Origin of the sequence: Pantoea sp. UBA6567, from assembly GCF_002434165.1 — a bacterium.
GTDB classification, from domain to species: domain Bacteria; phylum Pseudomonadota; class Gammaproteobacteria; order Enterobacterales; family Enterobacteriaceae; genus Pantoea; species Pantoea eucrina.
Map to the genome: position 1 here is coordinate 289,404 of NZ_DJJN01000004.1, position 17,284 is coordinate 306,687.

Here is a 17,284-nt window from a genome sequence, read left to right on the forward strand (position 1 = left end):
CCGTGCTCAGGGAATACCATGCGTCAGCTGTTTCGCTTTATGTATCAGCACGGCAGTCATCTCGCCTTTGACGCGATACTGATGGCCATGTCGAGTTTTGGACAGACTTACTTCGTATCGCTTTACGGGCAGGACCTGCGTCAGGCATTCGGGCTCAGCGACGGCGGACTGGGCGGCCTTTATGCCGCGGGCACCGTGATGAGTGCCGTCACCCTGACATGGGCGGGCCGGCTGATTGACTACACCACTACCCGTCGATTCACCCTGGCCGTTACCCTGCTGCTGATAACGGCGTGCCTGCTCGTCTCCGGTGCGCAGGCGGCATGGACGCTCTGTGCAGGCTTTTACCTGCTTCGCCTCGGCGGACAAGGCCTGATGGTGCATACCGCCCTGACGGCGACTGCGCGCCAGTTTCCGCTTGATGCTGGCAAGGCACTGGGTGCTATCGCACTGGGCCTGTCGCTCGCACAGGCGCTGTTTCCGTTGGCTGCCGTGCAGATTAACGCTCTGACGGGATGGCGCACTGCCTGGCTGATAAACGCTGCGGTTCTGGTGGCCGGCGTTGCGCTGGCTGTCAGCTGCCTTCCGCGCGCTGCCGAAAAGCCGCTGCGGACGTTCAGAAAGCGGGGCGCAGAGAAGGTTCGCGAAGCGTCAGTATGGAAGAACCGGAATCTGCTTTTTGCTCTGCCCGCAGTGCTGGCGTCACCTTTCATCACCACAGGGTTCTTTTTCCATCAGGCGCGTCTGGCAGAGGAGAAAGGATGGGCGCTGTCGTGGGTTGCAGGGTGGTTTATTGCTTACGCGATAACGCAGGCGGTTTCCCTGTTATCATTTGGTCCGCTGATAGACCGGCTGACGCCACGCCGTCTGTTGCCGTGGTTTCTGCTGCCGCAGGGCGCTGGCATGCTGGCGCTGTGGCTCAGTAACAGCGTGTGGGTCACGCCGTTTTATCTCATCATGACCGGTATATCGTCAGCCATTGCGTCCACACTGGCGACTGCGCTATGGGTACAGCTGTTTGGCCCCGCGCAACTGGCAAAGGTGCGCTCGGCTGTTGAGGCGGGTACCGTGCTTGCCAGTGGTGCCTCTCCGGTCATCATGGGCGTTCTGATTGATAACCATATTGCCCTTCGGGTGCAGGCGCTGTTATGCCTCGTCTTTATACTCGCAGCCAGTCTGGTGGCAACCCGTGTCAGAGCTGGCGTACCGGAAAATGAAACTGATATTTCTGGCTAATCGGAACACGATACGTGAGGCAGGAAACACTGTCCGCTTTGTGCCAGAAGCGGACGTTTCCGGCATCTGCATGCACTAAGCCGTGGAGAATAGCTTTCACTGCATAACCATACAGATATACAGGAATTATCAGGGGCATTTGTCAGTATTTCGGACAGGAAAAATACCGAAAACAGCCTTCGGGCTGCAGAACCGCGCTGAGGGCTTTTCAGGCGGTGCATCAGGCACTTTTATGTAAAAAAGACTCTCATGCATACAGTAAATCGTGCATGCTTCATGACACAAATTCACAGGTAGTGAATCCGATTGAATAAGGAATTCAGGACGTGATTGACTTCACCCGTTTTGTCGAACGCTATGAGCAATTTAACGCTTCATTACTCCCTTCTGATAACATCACCGAAAGCCGGATCAATGATTTATATATCCGGGTATACAGGCCAATGGCAGCCCTTGATGAGGTTCTTATTGTCTACCATGGTGGCGGGGTCAACTCTGACGCTGGCTACGACATTCTTGCACGACAGTTGAGTTCCGATCTGCCCGTCTGTGTTTGTCTCGTCGATATCCGTGGTCACGGTCGTTCGGTAGGTGTCCGGGGAGAAGCTTCCAGTCCTGTTCAAATCTGGCGTGATGTGGATGTCGTCATTGATTATGTCCGAACCTCTTTTCCTGATGCCAGAATTCACTTGCTTGGGCACTCCAGTGGAGGCGGTATGCTGATAAATTACTTTACCCGATACTCTCTATCGAGGGTTGTTGAAAGCCTGATCTTGCTAGCCCCAGCATTAGGTCCTTTTTCACCTCCTGCTCTGAACCGCGAGTTTTCCTCTCCCTTTGCATCGATAAACCGTTTGAGCTTCATAATCAATGCTATGAGTGCAGGTTTTCTATGTGGACGTCGTGCAGGAGTAAGGCTTAATTTCCCCTGTGAGGTTATTAATGCAAGGCCTGACTTTGTTCAGACATACAGCGTTAATATGGCTAACGCCCTCACCCCTCGTAATCCTGAAAGGCAACTTAAAGAAATCTCTATTCCAGTAACAATCATGCTTGCTGAGCATGATGAACTGTTTGATGTAAGCCGTATGGAAGAATTTTTCAGGAACTGCGGCAATCCGAATGTAAGCAGTCGGGTTGTGGCAGATAGTACACATCTCGATTGTATTTTCGAGTTAACGGATATGGTGAGGGAACACTTCACTGGCCTGACTTCAAGAGCGCAATACGTCAGTTATGTTCAACGTATTAGAACCACTCAGCTGTCATAAGTGAAATGTCCGCTGCTCGCTCATAGCGGACCTGACCCACGCGCCAGTCTGTTTGTGCCAAAGAGGGCATAACTCACTTTAAAACAAGTTAATTAACCGGGCAGTTCGCCCATCCTTTTGCTCATAAACTTTGGCAGGATAAATGCGCTCTTCTGTCAGCTCGTGATCCCTTCCAGCGTGACAGAGGCCCCGCCGCATACGATGACCAGTACATTATCAGCCGGCTTGAATAAGACTTTTTTGTCGTACAAAAGTGAGAGTGATACACCGCATGCAGGCTCAGTGAGCACCCGATGGTCATCGAGAAAGCACCGGCAGGCATTCAGCGCTTCTTGGTCTGAAACCAGCATACTTCTGACGTCCATACGGCTGGCCACATTGAAAACATTTTCGCACACCTGGCTTGCGGCCAGCGTCGTGGCTATGCCGCTGACCTTATCAAGACGTACCAGCCTGCCGGCATTAAGCGAGGCGCGAAGAGAGGCCGTACCCTGGGTTTCTGCGGCGTAAACCGGAATATGACCAAGCTGATGTTTCACCAGTCCCTGAGCGATACCGGACAGCATGCTCCCGCCGCCAACAGAAAGAATTACCGCATCAGGCGTTACCCCTTCGCTGATGACCTCATCCACGATTGTGCTGATACCTTCCCACAAAAGTGGATGATCAAAGGGATGTACACAGATAATGTCATCCGTCGCCAGTGACAGGGCGTAGTCGTTCGCCTCACTCCATACTTTTCCGTGCACAACAACTCTTGCACCCTCCTGTTCAATAAGCTGTTTTGCCCTGTCAGACGTGGTTTCCGGCACAACCACAGTGACCGGCAGCCCCAGTTTGCGGCCGCAATGTGCCACCGCTATGCCTGCATTGCCGCCCGATGAACTGATGAAAGCTGTTGCGCCCCTTTCCGCATAATGGCGACAAATGCTCTCTGCACTTCTGAGCTTGAACGATCCCGTCGGCTGGGAAGATTCCATTTTAAGCCAGACAAGGCATCCACAATGCTGGCTTAAGGGCAGTGAATGTATAAGAGGGGTTTGTATACTTATTGCCATGAGGAAGATCCTTATTATCTTTTCCCGTGATAAACGAGAAACATTCCAGGTTTAGAAACAGATTTATCATAATGGGTTAGAGCGTAAAGGGATGGATACAATGGGTAATAAAAGTGCCGGTTACAATTCCGTCCAGACAAGACTAAAGTGCGACCGTTTTTCGCTCTTTGCGGACGTTAAGGTACGCAGCGGGCTGAGTTCTCCCGGAGTTGATCAGGACGGGGGCTCAGAACAGTAAGCACATTTGCTTAGGACATATCTCAATTGCCCGTCATTTGTTCAGGAACACCTATAATTTAAGTTATCTTAAATTATACATCTGTCAGGTATCGCTATGGCCAGTTATACAGTCCGGATTGAGTTAAAGGAGCAGACCGAAAAAGCGCACATTGAGATGATGTTTGCCATGCATGAGAACGGTTTTTCACGAAGCGTCGTCTGCAGGCGGGGGTTCACGTATGCCCTGCCGACGGACGAGTTCGTCTACGTGGGTTCTGAAAAGATTACGGATTTAATGAGCCGGGTATGCACCCTGCTGAGCAGCTTCAGTGAGGCGCCCGTCGTGCTGATAACCGGTGCCGGAGAGCGGTGCTGGTCAGGACTGCGTGTGATTGACCTTGAATAGTCCAGCCCTGTTCAGCAGCTCCGGCCGTCGCGCTGCAGAATGATGCCTGACCCGGCGACCGCCTGCATGTGCGTCATACCAGTACGCGGTGACACGATGTGGACTTTATTGACCCTGCTCCATCAACTCTAGTGTCTGTCCATCGGGGCTTTGTAAATAGATTACTCTGGTTCCCTGCATGGGGCCTGATAAGATTGTCTGAGGTTTACCTGGTGTCTTCCAGCCATACTCAGATGCTTTACTCAAGAGCGTATCAATATCCTCAACTATAAATGCAAGGTGAGCATAGCCAGGGATATAAGGTACTGAAGGTTCTTCTGGCTGTTTGATGTTATCGTATTGCAGTAATTCAATTTTGATGCCAGCCAGTTCAAGCAACGCCATTCGCACATCAGCGCCCCTTGCGCCTGTCACTTCATCAATGATAGGCCCAGACATTTTTCCTTCGCGTAATAACTTTCCGCCAAGAATATCAGTCCAGAAAAATAATGACTCTTCAATGCTTCTGACTGAAAATCCGACGTGATCTGCTTTTTTTATCATACAATTACCTGCTGTGCGCGACTGCATCGTAAACCAATATCAATTATAGAAAACCTGAATGTTCGCTGTGAGCAAACATATCTGAATGGCTTAATTGAACATACTACTGTCCGGACCCGGGTACTGCTGTTGCAGTCAGAAAAGATTCTATTCCTGTATGCTTAGACACCCTGGATGACGTGCTCCGGAGAACAGAAAAACTGTTGAGCTGATTTCTATGTCAGAACTACGCGGTCACGGCCCGGCGTTGGGTAGAGCAGCTCTCACCGGTCCGGCCGTAAAAATGACGATGCAGGTTATCTTTGTGGTTGCGGATTGTGAGCGTGCATATGCAGGTATAGCGCGTGCTAAGGCATCAGGAAGATGATCCTGACGTAGAGAGCATATGTGTTTCTTAACATTCAGAAGGGGCAGAAAGCATACATGTCCCCAGACAAGCAGCACAACGACTGATAGTATAATTTTCAATCAAAACGAACCGTAGCGGTTGTATCTGTTTGTTGTGTGCCGGAAACGAAACGACTCATTTCCAATGTCTGAATAGGCCAGATATGCCCTTTCCATATTTACTTACTGAAACCTGTAGCTACTTGCGTTCCAGTAACCACTACCCTGACAACGATATTCTTTAAAACCCAATGACCTCAGTTCCCTTGCAATTAGCCGATTCATTACTCCATGTCCCATAAGCAGCACGGGACCGTCAGATCTTTTTGCAAACGCTGCAAGGATACCCGCAGCCTGAATAGCACGTTTCTTTGCTGTTCCGACGCGCTCTACGTCACGGGATATGCCGCATAACCACATGACGCGGAAAAAAACAGCCCATACGGTCGGTGATAGCCTGAAACCGGGCATAGGAAATACCGGCAGATCTGCTTCCCTGAAAACCTCATCAATGACATCCGGTTCAAGGTCTAATGCTTTCAGGGAAGAAAGTGCTCTGGGAAGAGGGCTACTGAGGATTTGCGATGCGCTGAACGCCAATGATTCACTGGACTCAGGCGGTATATCTTCTCCTGTATCAGAACGATCATAATCTGCAATCCAGTTGGACATTTCACGGCTCGTTACTTTCGCAGAGCCTGTAAAAGCGGGCTTTCCATGACGCATTAAAATAATTTCCATACAACGCTTCTTGCTTATGGTCCTTCCAGGCGGTCAGACTAACGCGATAAACATATGACGCACCACTACTTTGTCCAGGATTGATACTGATCGATGAGATGATATGTCAGGTGATAATCACTGTATGAAAAAGTAAATACCTTAATACACACGTCACACCGTCATGATGTCCGCTTCTCGCCCATAGCGGACATCAGCCCGATGTCAGTCCGCTTAGCGCCACAACCGGACGGTTTACGTCGCTTCCCGGTTTGCCGCAAGGCGAAACCGGGGTCTGCCCGCTGCCTTCGTGACCCTGTTCACACTCTGTTCAAATAAAAAGCATAGCCGCTACCAGACTGATGATAAAAACACCGCCGATGGTCCGTTAAGTTAATTTATTGTTAATATATTTATTAATTTATGTTAATAAAATGCAGGTTTTCGGCCCCGTAAAATAGCAACCCGACTCAAAACGGATTTTTATAACTTATTTTTTACATAGAAAACCATTAAATTTAACAAATATGGGCATTGCTCACATTTCGCTCAAGGGCGAGCGAAAAGCGATACCCCCTTACGTTAATCTCAGAACGTGGATGTGAAAGCTGTCGCCTGTCCCCTTTATCAGAACCTCATAAGAAAGGTACCGAAATGAAATTTAACCTCGCATTAGTCAGTGCATGTGTGGTTTCAGCATGCATGTTATTTACAACACCTTCATTTGCCGCCAAACCTTACGATATCGCCGTCGTTGCCAAAGTTACGGGCATTCCCTGGTTTACCCGTATGGAGGTCGGCGTAAAAGAAGCCGCGCAGAAACTGGATGTCAACGCATACCAGGTCGGTGCGTCTACCCCGGATCCGGCCCAGCAGGTCAAAGTTATTGAAGATTTGATCGCTAAAAAAGTTAACGCAATCATTGTGGTACCCAATGACGCTAAAGTGCTGGAACCGGTGCTGAAAAAAGCCCGCGATCAGGGCATCGTGGTATTAACGCATGAATCGCCGGATCAGCAAATTGGCCAGTGGGATGTCGAAACCATCGACAGCCAGAAATATGCTCAGGCCAACATGGATGAGCTGGCAAAAGATATGGGTGGCAAAGGGGGTTACGCCATTTATGTCGGCTCTCTGACCGTGCCATTGCACAATGCGTGGGCCGATGCTGCGATCAAATATCAGAAAGAGAAGTATCCGGACATGCATGAAGTGACTTCACGTCTGCCGGTGGCCGAAAATATCGATAAGTCATACTCCACCACTCTGGATTTAATGAAAACCTACCCTGACCTGAAGGGGATTATCGGTTTCGGCTCGCTCGGTCCTATCGGTGCCGGTCAGGCTGTTCAGCAGAAACGTGCAAAAAACAAAATTGCAGTTGTCGGTATCGCTATGCCAGGCCAGGCGGCTCCTTACCTGATGCGCGGTGATATTAAGAAAGTTCTGCTGTGGGATCCGAAAGATGCCGGTTACGCCCTGGTGACAGTTGCCGATCAGCTGCTTCAGGGTAAAGAGGTGACTAAAGAGCTGAGTATTGAAAAATTGGGCAAAGCCGATGTAGATATGGACAAAAAAGTGATTCGCTTTAATAAAATTCTTGAAGTCACACCAGAGAATGCGAAATCACTTGGCTTCTGATGGGCCATTTTAATTATTTTATTTTCCGGAGATATATTATCTCCCGCGCTACACCAGGCAAATAGAAACAGATACGGCGTTGTATGCTGTGCTGTATCTGAATTTCTACTGAGAGATTGAAAACCTATATCCTGTATAACCCGGATTGGGTGTGCATGAATTCCTGCGATCACATTCGTCAGTGATCCGCAGGAGTAAGTGCAGCCAAAGCCCCAGCCCGAATATAACCGGAATGCTTAAGGATCTGTGATGGATACGCTCAACACGCCCCCTGCCCCTGCTGAAGCCTTTATCAGCCTTGAGAAAATTAGTAAAAAGTTTCCCGGCGTATTAGCACTGGATAATGTCAGCCTGACGCTCAATAAAGGCGAAGTGCATTGTCTGGCCGGTCAGAATGGCTGTGGCAAAAGCACGATAATTAAAGTTATTTCCGGCGTCTATCAGCCGGAAAAAGGCGCGGCGATTACGCTGGATGGAAAACTATTTCATACCCTGACGCCGCAGCTCTCTTCCTGGTACGGTATTCAGGTTATTTATCAGGATCTGTCTCTCTTCCCAAATCTGTCGGTAGCCGAAAATATTGCCATTAATCGTTATCTTCCGGGCGGTGATTTTTGGGTACATCGTGAGTCAATGCGCAAAAAGGCTGTGGCGGCGATGCAACGGGTCGGCGTTTCTCTGGATCCGGATCGTAAAGTAGAAAAGCTTTCAATCGCCGACCGCCAGTTAGTGGCAATATGCCGCGCCATCGCCGCTGATGCCACGCTGGTGATCATGGATGAACCCACGGCATCACTGACCCGCACTGAGGTCAATGGCCTGCTGCGGGTAGTAAGTGAGCTGAAAGCCGCCGGTATCTGCGTGGTGTTTGTCAGCCACCGTCTGGATGAAGTAATGGAAGTGGCCGACCGTATCAGCGTGATGCGCGACGGCAAACTGGTCGGCACCTGGCCGGCGAGCGAACTCGACAGCAACGAGCTGGCGTTCCTGATGACCGGTCAGCGCTTTACCTACAGCCACCTGCCGCACCGGGCACCTGCCGAAGTTACGCCGTTACTGGAGATCAGCCATCTGAGCCGCAAGGGTCAGTATCATGATATCTCGCTGTCGCTGCGCCAGGGCGAGATCGCATCGATTGTTGGTCTGCTCGGTTCAGGGCGTACGGAACTCTGCCTGAGTCTGTTTGGCATGAGTCAACCAGACAGCGGCGAGATCCGCATCAACGGTAATACGGTGAAATTCCACTCTAACCGCGATGCTATCCGGCACGGTATTGCCTATGTGTCAGAAGACCGTTTGACGCAGGGGCTGATAATGGAGCAATCCATTTACGATAACACGCTGGTATCCATTTTCGACAAGCTGCATACCCGCGCAGGATTGATGGATCATCACAAAGCCGCCCTGGTAGTAAAAGAGCTGATCCGCGATCTGAACATTAAAGTTTCGGACAGCAGTTTGCCCGTGAAGACGCTTTCCGGCGGTAATGCACAGCGTATCGCCATCGCCAAATGGGTGGCGACGCGGCCACGTATCCTGATCCTCGATTCGCCGACGGTCGGTGTGGATATTGCCAATAAAGAGGGAATTTACCGCATCGCACGCGATCTGGCGGAGTCCGGCATGGCGGTGCTGATGATTTGCGATGAGATCCCGGAAGCGTATTACAACAGCCATCGCGTGCTGGTAATGCGCAAAGGTAAACTGGTAGCGGAATTTGCGCCGTATCAGAGCAGCGAAGCGCAGATTGCGGAGGTGATTAATGGGTAATAAATCGCTCTCGAAACTGTTTTCACAGCACGAATTCTGGCTGGGATTACTGGTTCTGCTGTTGGTGATTGGTCTGAGCGTCCGCACCAGCGAATTTATGACGCTGGGGAACCTGACGGACGTTGCCACCAGCTACGCCATTCTCGGCATTCTGGCCTGCGGTCTGTTTGTGGTGCTGATCGCCGGAGGTATCGACATCTCCTTCCCGGCCGTAACCTCCATCGGCCAATACGTTATGGCGAGTTACATCATCCATCACGGTGGCAGCTTCCCACTGGCATTTGCTCTGTCGATGGGTACCGGTTTGCTACTTGGGCTGGTCAACGGTTTTCTGGTTTACTGGCTGCGCGTGCCGGCCATCATCATCACCATCGCCACACTGAACCTGTTCTACGGTTTGCTGGTGTATCTCACTAACGGCACCTGGCTGTACGGTTTCCCCGACTGGTTTATGAACGGCATTAACTGGTTCTCCTTTACCGCCGCCGACGGCTACGACTATGGCCTCACTCTGCCGCTTCTCAGCCTGCTGGGGGTGATCATCGCCACCGGGGTACTGATGAACCGGACCCGCGTGGGTCGCCAGATTTACGCTATGGGCAGCAATCGTGATGCTGCTTCGCGTCTTGGTCTGAATATTTTGCGGCTGCATTTCTACGTCTACGGTTTTATGGGTTTGCTGGCGGGAATTGCTGCCGTGGTGCAGGCGCAAATCACTCAGTCAGTCGCGCCTAACTCCCTGCTCGGTTATGAGCTGACGGTCCTTGCCGCTGTAGTTTTAGGCGGTACCAGCATGACCGGCGGGCGTGGTTCGCTGACCGGCACCATTCTGGGCGTGATGCTGCTGGCCTTCCTGCAGAATGGTTTGACCTTACTCAGCATTTCAGCTTACTGGCATCAGGTATTCAGCGGCGTAATCATTCTGGTCAGCATCAGCAGCACCGCCTGGAATGAAAAACGCAAACTGGCAAAGGGAATGTGACATGACAACCATAAACCGACTCTTCCCCGGCGACCGCATCATTCGTTTGCAGTTACTGATTATCGTAGCCGTTGCCGTACTGTTTTCGTTTACGCTGGGCGGCAGCTTCTACAGCGTCGGCAATTTCCAGTCAATCGCTTCACAGTTACCGATTCTGGGCATGCTGGCGCTGGGGATGGGCATTACCATGCTTACCGGCGGTATCAACCTTTCGATCATTGCCGGTGCCAATGCCTGTTCGCTGGTGATGGCGGCCATTCTGGTGGCCCACCCTGACCAGCCGCACTATTTCGCACTGGCGATGCTCGCCGGACTGGCCGTAGCGGTAGTCATTGGCGTGCTCAATGGTGCGCTGATCGCATATATCGGCGTTTCGCCAATTCTGGCGACGCTCGGTACTATGACACTTATCGCCGGGCTGAATATTCTGCTGACCAACGGCACAGTGCTTTCCGGTTTTCCAGCGGCCATTCAGTATCTCAGTAACGGTAGCCTGATGGGCATTCCGGTTGCGCTGCTGTTATTCCTGCTGGTAGCACTGCTGCTGTGGGTCCTGCTGGAACATACCACGCTGGGTCGCAGCCTGTATCTGATGGGCTCCAATGAACAGGCTACGCGCTTTAGCGGTGTTAATACGCACAAAGTCACCATCGCAGTGTACGTGCTTTCGGCGCTGCTCGGATGGGGTGCAGCACTGCTGATGATGTCCAAATTTAACTCGGCGAAAGCGGGTTACGGCGATGCCTATTTACTGGTGACCATTCTGGCCTCTGTGCTCGGCGGAATTAACCCTGACGGCGGTTTTGGCCGGGTCCTCGGGCTGATGCTGGCGCTAATCGTTCTGCAAATGCTGGAGAGCGGCCTGAATCTGATGGGCGTCAGCAGTTACCTGACCATGGCGCTGTGGGGATGCGTTCTGATCCTGTTTATCGCTCTGCAAAACAGAAAATCATAAGCGAAAGCTTTCTAAAAAAAGGAAAGAACATGGCGAGTTATTTTATCGGCGTAGACGTAGGAACCGGCAGCGCCCGCGCAGGGGTTTTCGATATGAGTGGTCGTATGCTCGGTCAGGCCAGCCGTGAGATCACATTATACCGCCCGAAAGCCGATTTTGTTGAGCAATCTTCCGACGAGATCTGGCAGGCCGTTTGTAACGCGGTAAGAGACGTAGTCAGTCAGGCGGATATTAACCCGATTCAGGTGAAAGGCATCGGTTTTGACGCGACCTGCTCGCTGGTGGTGCTGGATAAAGAGGGCAATCCCCTGACTGTCAGCCCATCAGGACGCAGTGAACAAAATATTATTGTATGGATGGATCATCGCGCCATCACTCAGGCAGAACGCATCAATGCCACCGGCCATCGCGTACTGGAGTTTGTCGGCGGGATTATCTCTCCGGAGATGCAGACACCCAAACTGCTCTGGCTAAAACAGCACATGCCGACCACCTGGAGCAACGTCGGACATCTGTTCGACCTGCCTGATTTTCTTACCTGGCGCGCCACGCAGGACCCCACGCGCTCGTTATGTTCCACCGTCTGCAAATGGACATATATCGGTCACGAAGACCGCTGGGATCCCGGCTATTTTCGTCAGATCGGTCTGGACGATTTGCTGGAAAACAACGCATCAAAAATCGGCAGCGAAGTGAAAGCTATGGGTGAGCCGCTGGGGCATGGGCTGACACAGCGCGCTGCCGCAGAGATGGGACTGATAGCGGGTACCGCAGTCAGCGTCTCGATTATTGATGCTCACGCAGGCAGTCTTGGCATTCTTGGCGCCATTGGTGTATCCGGCGAATCAGCGGATTTTGACAACCGCATCGCACTCATTGGCGGCACATCTACGGCGCATATGGCGATGTCGCGTAGCGCGCGCTATATCGGCGGCATCTGGGGGCCGTATTATTCGGCAATTCTGCCGGATTACTGGTTGAATGAAGGCGGACAATCCACTACCGGCGCGTTGATTGATCATGTGATTCAGTCGCATCCCTGCTATCAGGATCTGCTTAAACAGGGTAAAGACAGCGGTAAAAACATCTATGAGGTTCTCAACGGCATTCTGCGCAGCATGGCGGGCGAATCAGAGAATATTGCGTTTCTGACTAAAGACATTCATATGCTGCCCTATTTTCACGGCAATCGCTCACCGCGCGCCAACCCGACGCTGACTGGCACGCTGACGGGCCTGAAATTATCACGTACGCCGGAAGACATGGCGCTGCATTACCTCGCCACCATTCAGGCGCTGGCGCTCGGCACTCGCCACATTATTGAAACCATGAACCAGAATGGTTACTGCATTGATACTATGATGGCGTGTGGTGGCGGCATCAAAAACCCAATCTTTGTGCAGGAGCATTCCAATGCGACGGGCTGCGCGATGCTGTTGCCGGAAGAGAGTGAAGCGATGCTGCTTGGCAGCGCAATGATGGGCACCGTCGCGGCGGGCGCTTATGAATCGTTGCCAGAAGCGATGGCTGCCATGAGCCGCATTGGTAAGACCATCACGCCACAGACAAACAAAATCAAAGAGTATTACGATCGTAAGTATCGCGTCTTCCATGAGATGTATCATGACAGTATGAAATACCGGCATCTGATGCAGGGGGAAACGCAATGAATGCGGATGAAGAATTTGCCCTGGCGTGTCAGGGCTGGCAGACCTACAGTCAGGAGTTACTGGCGCTGCAGCTTCATCTCAATGCCGCGACCTGGCAGCAGCTGCTGATGCTGATCACCGGCTGCAAGGGAAAAATTGCCGTGACGGGCGTTGGCACCTCGGGCATCGCCGCCCGAAAAATCGCCCACATGCTGGCATGCGTCGAGCAGCCGGCAGTGTATCTCAGCGCTACCGATGCGGCCCATGGCGATCTGGGCTTCATGCGCAGCAACGACCTGATGATCCTGATATCGCGAGGCGGCAACTCTGAAGAACTGACGCGCCTGCTACCGACGCTTAAAACCAAAGGCGTGACGATTATTAGCGTGACGGAGAACCCGGACTCAGCCATTGCCCGCGCCGCCACGCTGGTGGTTAAAACACATATCCAGCGTGAAATCGACCCGCTTAATATGTTAGCCACTACCTCTATTGTGCTGGTGCTGGCGGTGTTTGATGCGCTGTGCGGCAACATTATGCTGCGTAACGGCTTCGATCAGAAGCGGCTGCTGAACGTTCATCCGGGTGGCAATGTTGGTAAAACGTTGCGCGAACAGGATGTGTGAACAGGACGTTAATTGTTTTATCTCATCTGGTCCGTCAGCCATACCCGCCAGTAGATATGCCGCGTGCGAGCGGTTATACCAACGATAAAACCGGGTAATAGCCCGGTTTGTCCCTTTTTCAGCAATCTCGCTTATAGGGTATTATCGGCTGCGCTTTTTATCCGGCATAAACAGCCCAGCAGCGGCAGGAAAGCACACAGGCCATAAACCCACTCAATGCCGTATATATCTGCCATCTTGCCAGGACCGGCGGCGGCGAGCCCGTTGACGCCAAACATGAGCCCGGTGACCCTCCCTGCACGACCCGGTTCAATTTCCTGAGCGTAAACCACCAGCGCAGAGAAAGCCGATGAGAGAATCAGGCCAATAAAGATGGTGAACACAATAGCCTGCAGGTGAGTGTCAGCATGGGACTGCAGCCAGGCGGATATCAGGCGGCGACTTAACGAATAAGCGCCGCGCCTGCTCTTCATAACTGACACTCATCAGCGCTTTTTTCCGCAACGCCATCAACGCAGGTTGCGGGAGCGCGCAAGATAGTTATTTACCGGCTTGTGACATCTGTTCGGCAGACTTCAGATGCTCTTCAACAACCGGCGTGTGTGCGTCAGCCAGTGCTTTGACATCGGGATCCTTAATCATTTTGGCGTCACTCTGCAGGGTCGACAGCACCATCTTGTGATCTTTCGTGCCGGCGTTAGTCATATACATCTTGTCAAATGCGGCACCGCTCTGTTTTTCCAGCTGAGCGGCCATCGTTTTGTGCTTCGCATCCGGTTCAGTCGGCAGCGTTACGCCTTTTTGCCCGGCGACCGTCTGAACTTTGGTCAGCGCAGCGCTGTGATCGTCTACCATTTTTTGTGCATAGGCCTTCACTTCGCTGCTTTCCGCTTTCGTCAGCGCAATTTTGCCGGCAGCGACTTCATTGATATTGGCCTGCGCCATATCCTTCAGCGCTTTTTCATCGCTGGCGCTCAGTTTGCCGCCCGCTGCGCTCTGGCCTGCAGCACCATCCTGCACGGTGCTGGCTGGCGTCTGAGCATATACGCCAGCTGTGCTGAACATGGCGACAACTGCTGACAGAACCAGTACTGTTTTCAACGTTTTATTCTTATGCATATTGTTCTCCGGAATATCGATGAGGTAGCTGACGTCTGGCTATTAACCGCACGCAGCCATGCAGGGAAATCAGAAGTGCATTAATCAGTATAGACAGTGATAAAGAGAGGGGATTTTACCGCGCTAAATTCCGCGCAATCTATTGGAGACAGGTCACGATAAGATCATTTAAAGCGAGCCGCAAAAAAACCAGCTCGTGTTAAAAAATACAATGAAGATATTTTATATTAATCAACTGAACAGGCAGGTTTTATATCAGTCCGGGCCTCCCTGGTAATAAGACCCGGACTTTTCAGACAGAACGTTTACTCATTCAGCAGGGGCAACCTGCTCACGGACGCGTAAAGATGCCATGCATCTCAAAAAAACCGATAGTTTTCTTTGTTCCGTCATCCACTATTTATCTTCTGATATCACCTGCGCAGATTGAATATCAGATCTGTTCTTTTACCTTTATGTCCGCAACTGGCGAAAGAATATCCTCAGGCAGACTCTCAAGCGGTAAATTGCTCTCAACTTTGTGAGGCCAGTCAGGATTAGCCAGCGCAGCCTTACCGATAGCAACAAAATCAGCGCCCATACCGAGCAGTTGTTCTGCCAGCTTACCATCATCAAGGCCGCCATTAGCGATAATCACAGTATCCGGAGCCGCTTCCCGCGCAATTTCAACAAGACTTCTCTGACCATCTTCAAACGCAGGCAACCACGATTTGTATTCAGTTATATGAATGTAATCGACGCCGGCTGCGGCAAGCAGAGTAAAAATTGTTCTGGCTCCGCTCTCACCCTCTTTCCATTTATGATGAAAATCATTTACTTTTCCCTGCGAAATTCTGACGCCCAGCACGCTATCCGTACCGATTTCTTTGCGCACCGCGCGGATAACGCTTAGCGTAATAGCCAGACGATTTTCGAGTGTCCCACCCCATTCATCGCTGCGCGCATTGGTATAATCTGTCAGGAACTGGTCAAGCAGATAACCATTAGCCGCATGAATCTCCACTCCATCGAATCCGGCCTTGCTCACGGCCCGCCCGGCGCTATCAGCAAAACTGGTGATAATTGCCTGAATCTGCTGTTCACCCAGTGCCTCAGGTATGCCGTACTCACCAGAACCATGATAGAACTCCAGCTGCTGACCTTTAGGTTTTATGGCTGAAGGCGCCGCGGTACCAGGGCGATAAATATTGTGCTGAGACAGCGCGCCAGCATGGATCAGCTGAGCAATAATGCGCGCACCGGCGTTATGAGAATGCCTGACAATCTGTTTCCAGCCTGATATCTGCTCATCATTAACTATGCCCGGCTGAAACGCATAGGTCTGCGACCATGCCGTATCGATATAGATACCCTCAGTAATCAGGGCGCCAAATCCACCGCGCGCAAACCGGGTGTAGTAATTCAGCATCTTTTCTCCCGGCACACCGCTTTCCGAAGCGGAAATACGCGTCATGGGAGCGACCATAATCCGGTTTTTAAATATGACATTTCCAATAGAAGCAGTATCGAACAGTGAAGTATGTGGCATGGAAAATACTCTCAGTTAATTATAATGAATGCCATTATAATAGAGACTGAAGGAGAATATAAACGCGACTTAAAGCATCACTGTATAACGGAATCAGATATAATGAATGTAAAGCATATTGAATTATTCATCGTTCTTGCTGAAACCTGTAACCTGAGCCGGGCTGCGCGAAGACTGGGCATGAGCGCAATGACCGTTTCCCGGCACCTTGCTCAGCTTGAAAAGGATCTGGGCGTACGGCTGTTTCAGCGCACAACCCGTGCTGTGTCGCTAACCAGTGAAGGTGAAGAGTTTCTTCCCTACGCCAGAACTATCACCGAGGCGGAACAAAGCGCCCGGGTCATGTTCAATAATGAAATTGCCGGGGCATCAGGCTTGCTAAAGATGTCGGCTCCGTCAGGTATTGGCCGGCGCAACATTCTGCCCCTGCTTCCGGAATTGATGAAAAAAAATCCAAAATTGAAAATCGATCTCAACCTTAGCGATGACGTGGTTGATATTGTAGGGCAAGGTTATGACGTAGCGATAAGAGTGGCACCACTCAAAGATTCCAATCTGATTGCACATAAACTCAGTAATAACCCGCGTATCCTTTGTGCATCACCAGAATATATTTCGTAATATGGCCAGCCTGTAATTCTGGCAGACCTTTCTGATCACTGGTGTCTCAAAACGGCAATGGTGGCGCAATGGACGTTTATACAGAATACCGCAACCATAAATTATGTTTTTGACCCACGATTCACCTGTAATAGCGTTGAGGGTGTACGATCAATGTGTAAAGCAGGGGCCGGAATTGCTCAGCTGACAAAAGTTGATGTTGAGCAGGAGCTGGCGAAAGGCGAGCTTATCGAAATACCGCTGAAAGATGCAGAGCCACACATGCTGGCAATTTGGGCACTATTGCCAACTAAACGCTATCTTCCCTGCCGCGTAACTCTTTTTCTTGAAGCATTAAAAGTTTCACTGAGCGGGTTATCATCCTGAAGCTAACAGGATTAGCGGCGAAAGAGTGCCTGAAGGTAAAATAGAGCCTGTTATACAGGTGTACAGCGGCACACTATCGAACTATTTCTGAGCAGGCAGACGCAATGCTCTGCCAGATAACCAGGCCCCGAAAGGCCTGTTCAGATTCTGTGGATTCAGGAACATGGATGGAAGGCCTGCCATTCTC

The 17,284-nt window shown here is 51.2% G+C and carries 14 protein-coding genes and 2 pseudogenes; 10 read left to right on the forward strand and 6 right to left on the reverse strand.

Annotated elements, in window-relative coordinates; all coding sequences use genetic code 11:
- Nucleotides 1-18: 18 nt before the first annotated feature.
- Complete coding sequence (locus B4M48_RS04665; protein ID WP_288656104.1) at nucleotides 19-1,236, forward strand: MFS transporter; 1,218 nt, start codon at nucleotides 19-21, stop codon at nucleotides 1,234-1,236.
- 326 nt (nucleotides 1,237-1,562) lie between these two features.
- The gene (locus B4M48_RS04670) at nucleotides 1,563-2,507 is read left to right on the forward strand and encodes an alpha/beta hydrolase (RefSeq protein WP_288656106.1); all 945 of its coding nucleotides are present in this window, start codon (nucleotides 1,563-1,565) and stop codon (nucleotides 2,505-2,507) included.
- Between the two features lie 155 nt (nucleotides 2,508-2,662).
- Here the strand turns inward: B4M48_RS04670 and B4M48_RS04675 are convergent, their stop codons facing one another.
- On the reverse strand, nucleotides 2,663-3,565 hold the full coding sequence (locus tag B4M48_RS04675) for a pyridoxal-phosphate dependent enzyme (RefSeq protein ID WP_288656108.1): 903 nt from the start codon (nucleotides 3,563-3,565) through the stop codon (nucleotides 2,663-2,665).
- A gap of 334 nt (nucleotides 3,566-3,899) precedes the next feature.
- Between B4M48_RS04675 and B4M48_RS04680 the strand changes: the two genes are divergently transcribed.
- A complete protein-coding gene (locus tag B4M48_RS04680; RefSeq protein WP_094110837.1) occupies nucleotides 3,900-4,190 on the forward strand; it encodes a hypothetical protein in 291 nt (96 codons plus the stop codon).
- Between the two features lie 105 nt (nucleotides 4,191-4,295).
- Here the strand turns inward: B4M48_RS04680 and B4M48_RS04685 are convergent, their stop codons facing one another.
- Together B4M48_RS04685 and B4M48_RS04690 are read right to left on the reverse strand one after the other, a co-directional pair.
- A complete protein-coding gene (locus B4M48_RS04685; protein ID WP_065647619.1) occupies nucleotides 4,296-4,733 on the reverse strand; it encodes a VOC family protein in 438 nt (145 codons plus the stop codon).
- Between the two features lie 570 nt (nucleotides 4,734-5,303).
- Nucleotides 5,304-5,861 carry a histidine phosphatase family protein gene (locus B4M48_RS04690; RefSeq protein WP_288656110.1) on the reverse strand — a complete coding sequence of 186 codons (558 nt, stop codon included), beginning with the start codon at nucleotides 5,859-5,861 and terminating at the stop codon, nucleotides 5,304-5,306.
- A gap of 633 nt (nucleotides 5,862-6,494) precedes the next feature.
- Between B4M48_RS04690 and B4M48_RS04695 the strand changes: the two genes are divergently transcribed.
- From B4M48_RS04695 to B4M48_RS04720, 6 genes are all read left to right on the forward strand, one after another.
- The gene (locus B4M48_RS04695) at nucleotides 6,495-7,481 is read left to right on the forward strand and encodes an autoinducer 2 ABC transporter substrate-binding protein (RefSeq protein WP_065647618.1); all 987 of its coding nucleotides are present in this window, start codon (nucleotides 6,495-6,497) and stop codon (nucleotides 7,479-7,481) included.
- Between the two features lie 249 nt (nucleotides 7,482-7,730).
- On the forward strand, nucleotides 7,731-9,251 hold the full coding sequence (locus tag B4M48_RS04700; protein WP_071668182.1) for a sugar ABC transporter ATP-binding protein: 1,521 nt from the start codon (nucleotides 7,731-7,733) through the stop codon (nucleotides 9,249-9,251).
- A complete protein-coding gene (locus B4M48_RS04705; protein ID WP_071668181.1) occupies nucleotides 9,244-10,233 on the forward strand; it encodes an ABC transporter permease in 990 nt (329 codons plus the stop codon). The genes B4M48_RS04700 and B4M48_RS04705 overlap by 8 nt, the downstream gene beginning before the upstream one ends.
- Nucleotide 10,234: 1 nt before the next feature.
- Nucleotides 10,235-11,188, forward strand: coding sequence for an ABC transporter permease (locus B4M48_RS04710; RefSeq protein WP_288656113.1), 954 nt, complete (start codon nucleotides 10,235-10,237; stop codon nucleotides 11,186-11,188).
- 29 nt (nucleotides 11,189-11,217) lie between these two features.
- Entirely contained in the window at nucleotides 11,218-12,858 is a 1,641-nt protein-coding gene (locus B4M48_RS04715; RefSeq protein ID WP_288656116.1) for an FGGY-family carbohydrate kinase, read from the forward strand.
- On the forward strand, nucleotides 12,855-13,463 hold the full coding sequence (locus B4M48_RS04720; protein ID WP_071668178.1) for a KpsF/GutQ family sugar-phosphate isomerase: 609 nt from the start codon (nucleotides 12,855-12,857) through the stop codon (nucleotides 13,461-13,463). The genes B4M48_RS04715 and B4M48_RS04720 overlap by 4 nt, the downstream gene beginning before the upstream one ends.
- 131 nt (nucleotides 13,464-13,594) lie before the next feature.
- Here B4M48_RS04720 and B4M48_RS04725 read toward each other — a convergent pair.
- The 3 genes and pseudogenes from B4M48_RS04725 to B4M48_RS04735 all read right to left on the reverse strand — a co-directional run.
- A pseudogene (locus B4M48_RS04725) lies at nucleotides 13,595-13,846 on the reverse strand (hypothetical protein); the annotation flags it as partial.
- A 157-nt stretch (nucleotides 13,847-14,003) separates the two neighbouring features.
- Complete coding sequence (locus B4M48_RS04730; protein ID WP_071668176.1) at nucleotides 14,004-14,582, reverse strand: DUF4142 domain-containing protein; 579 nt, start codon at nucleotides 14,580-14,582, stop codon at nucleotides 14,004-14,006.
- Between the two features lie 433 nt (nucleotides 14,583-15,015).
- Nucleotides 15,016-16,110: an NADH:flavin oxidoreductase gene (locus tag B4M48_RS04735; protein WP_288656119.1), complete on the reverse strand. Its 1,095-nt coding sequence runs from the start codon at nucleotides 16,108-16,110 to the stop codon at nucleotides 15,016-15,018.
- 102 nt (nucleotides 16,111-16,212) lie between these two features.
- Between B4M48_RS04735 and B4M48_RS04740 the strand changes: the two are divergent.
- A pseudogene (locus tag B4M48_RS04740) lies at nucleotides 16,213-17,097 on the forward strand (LysR family transcriptional regulator).
- Nucleotides 17,098-17,284 lie beyond the last annotated feature (187 nt).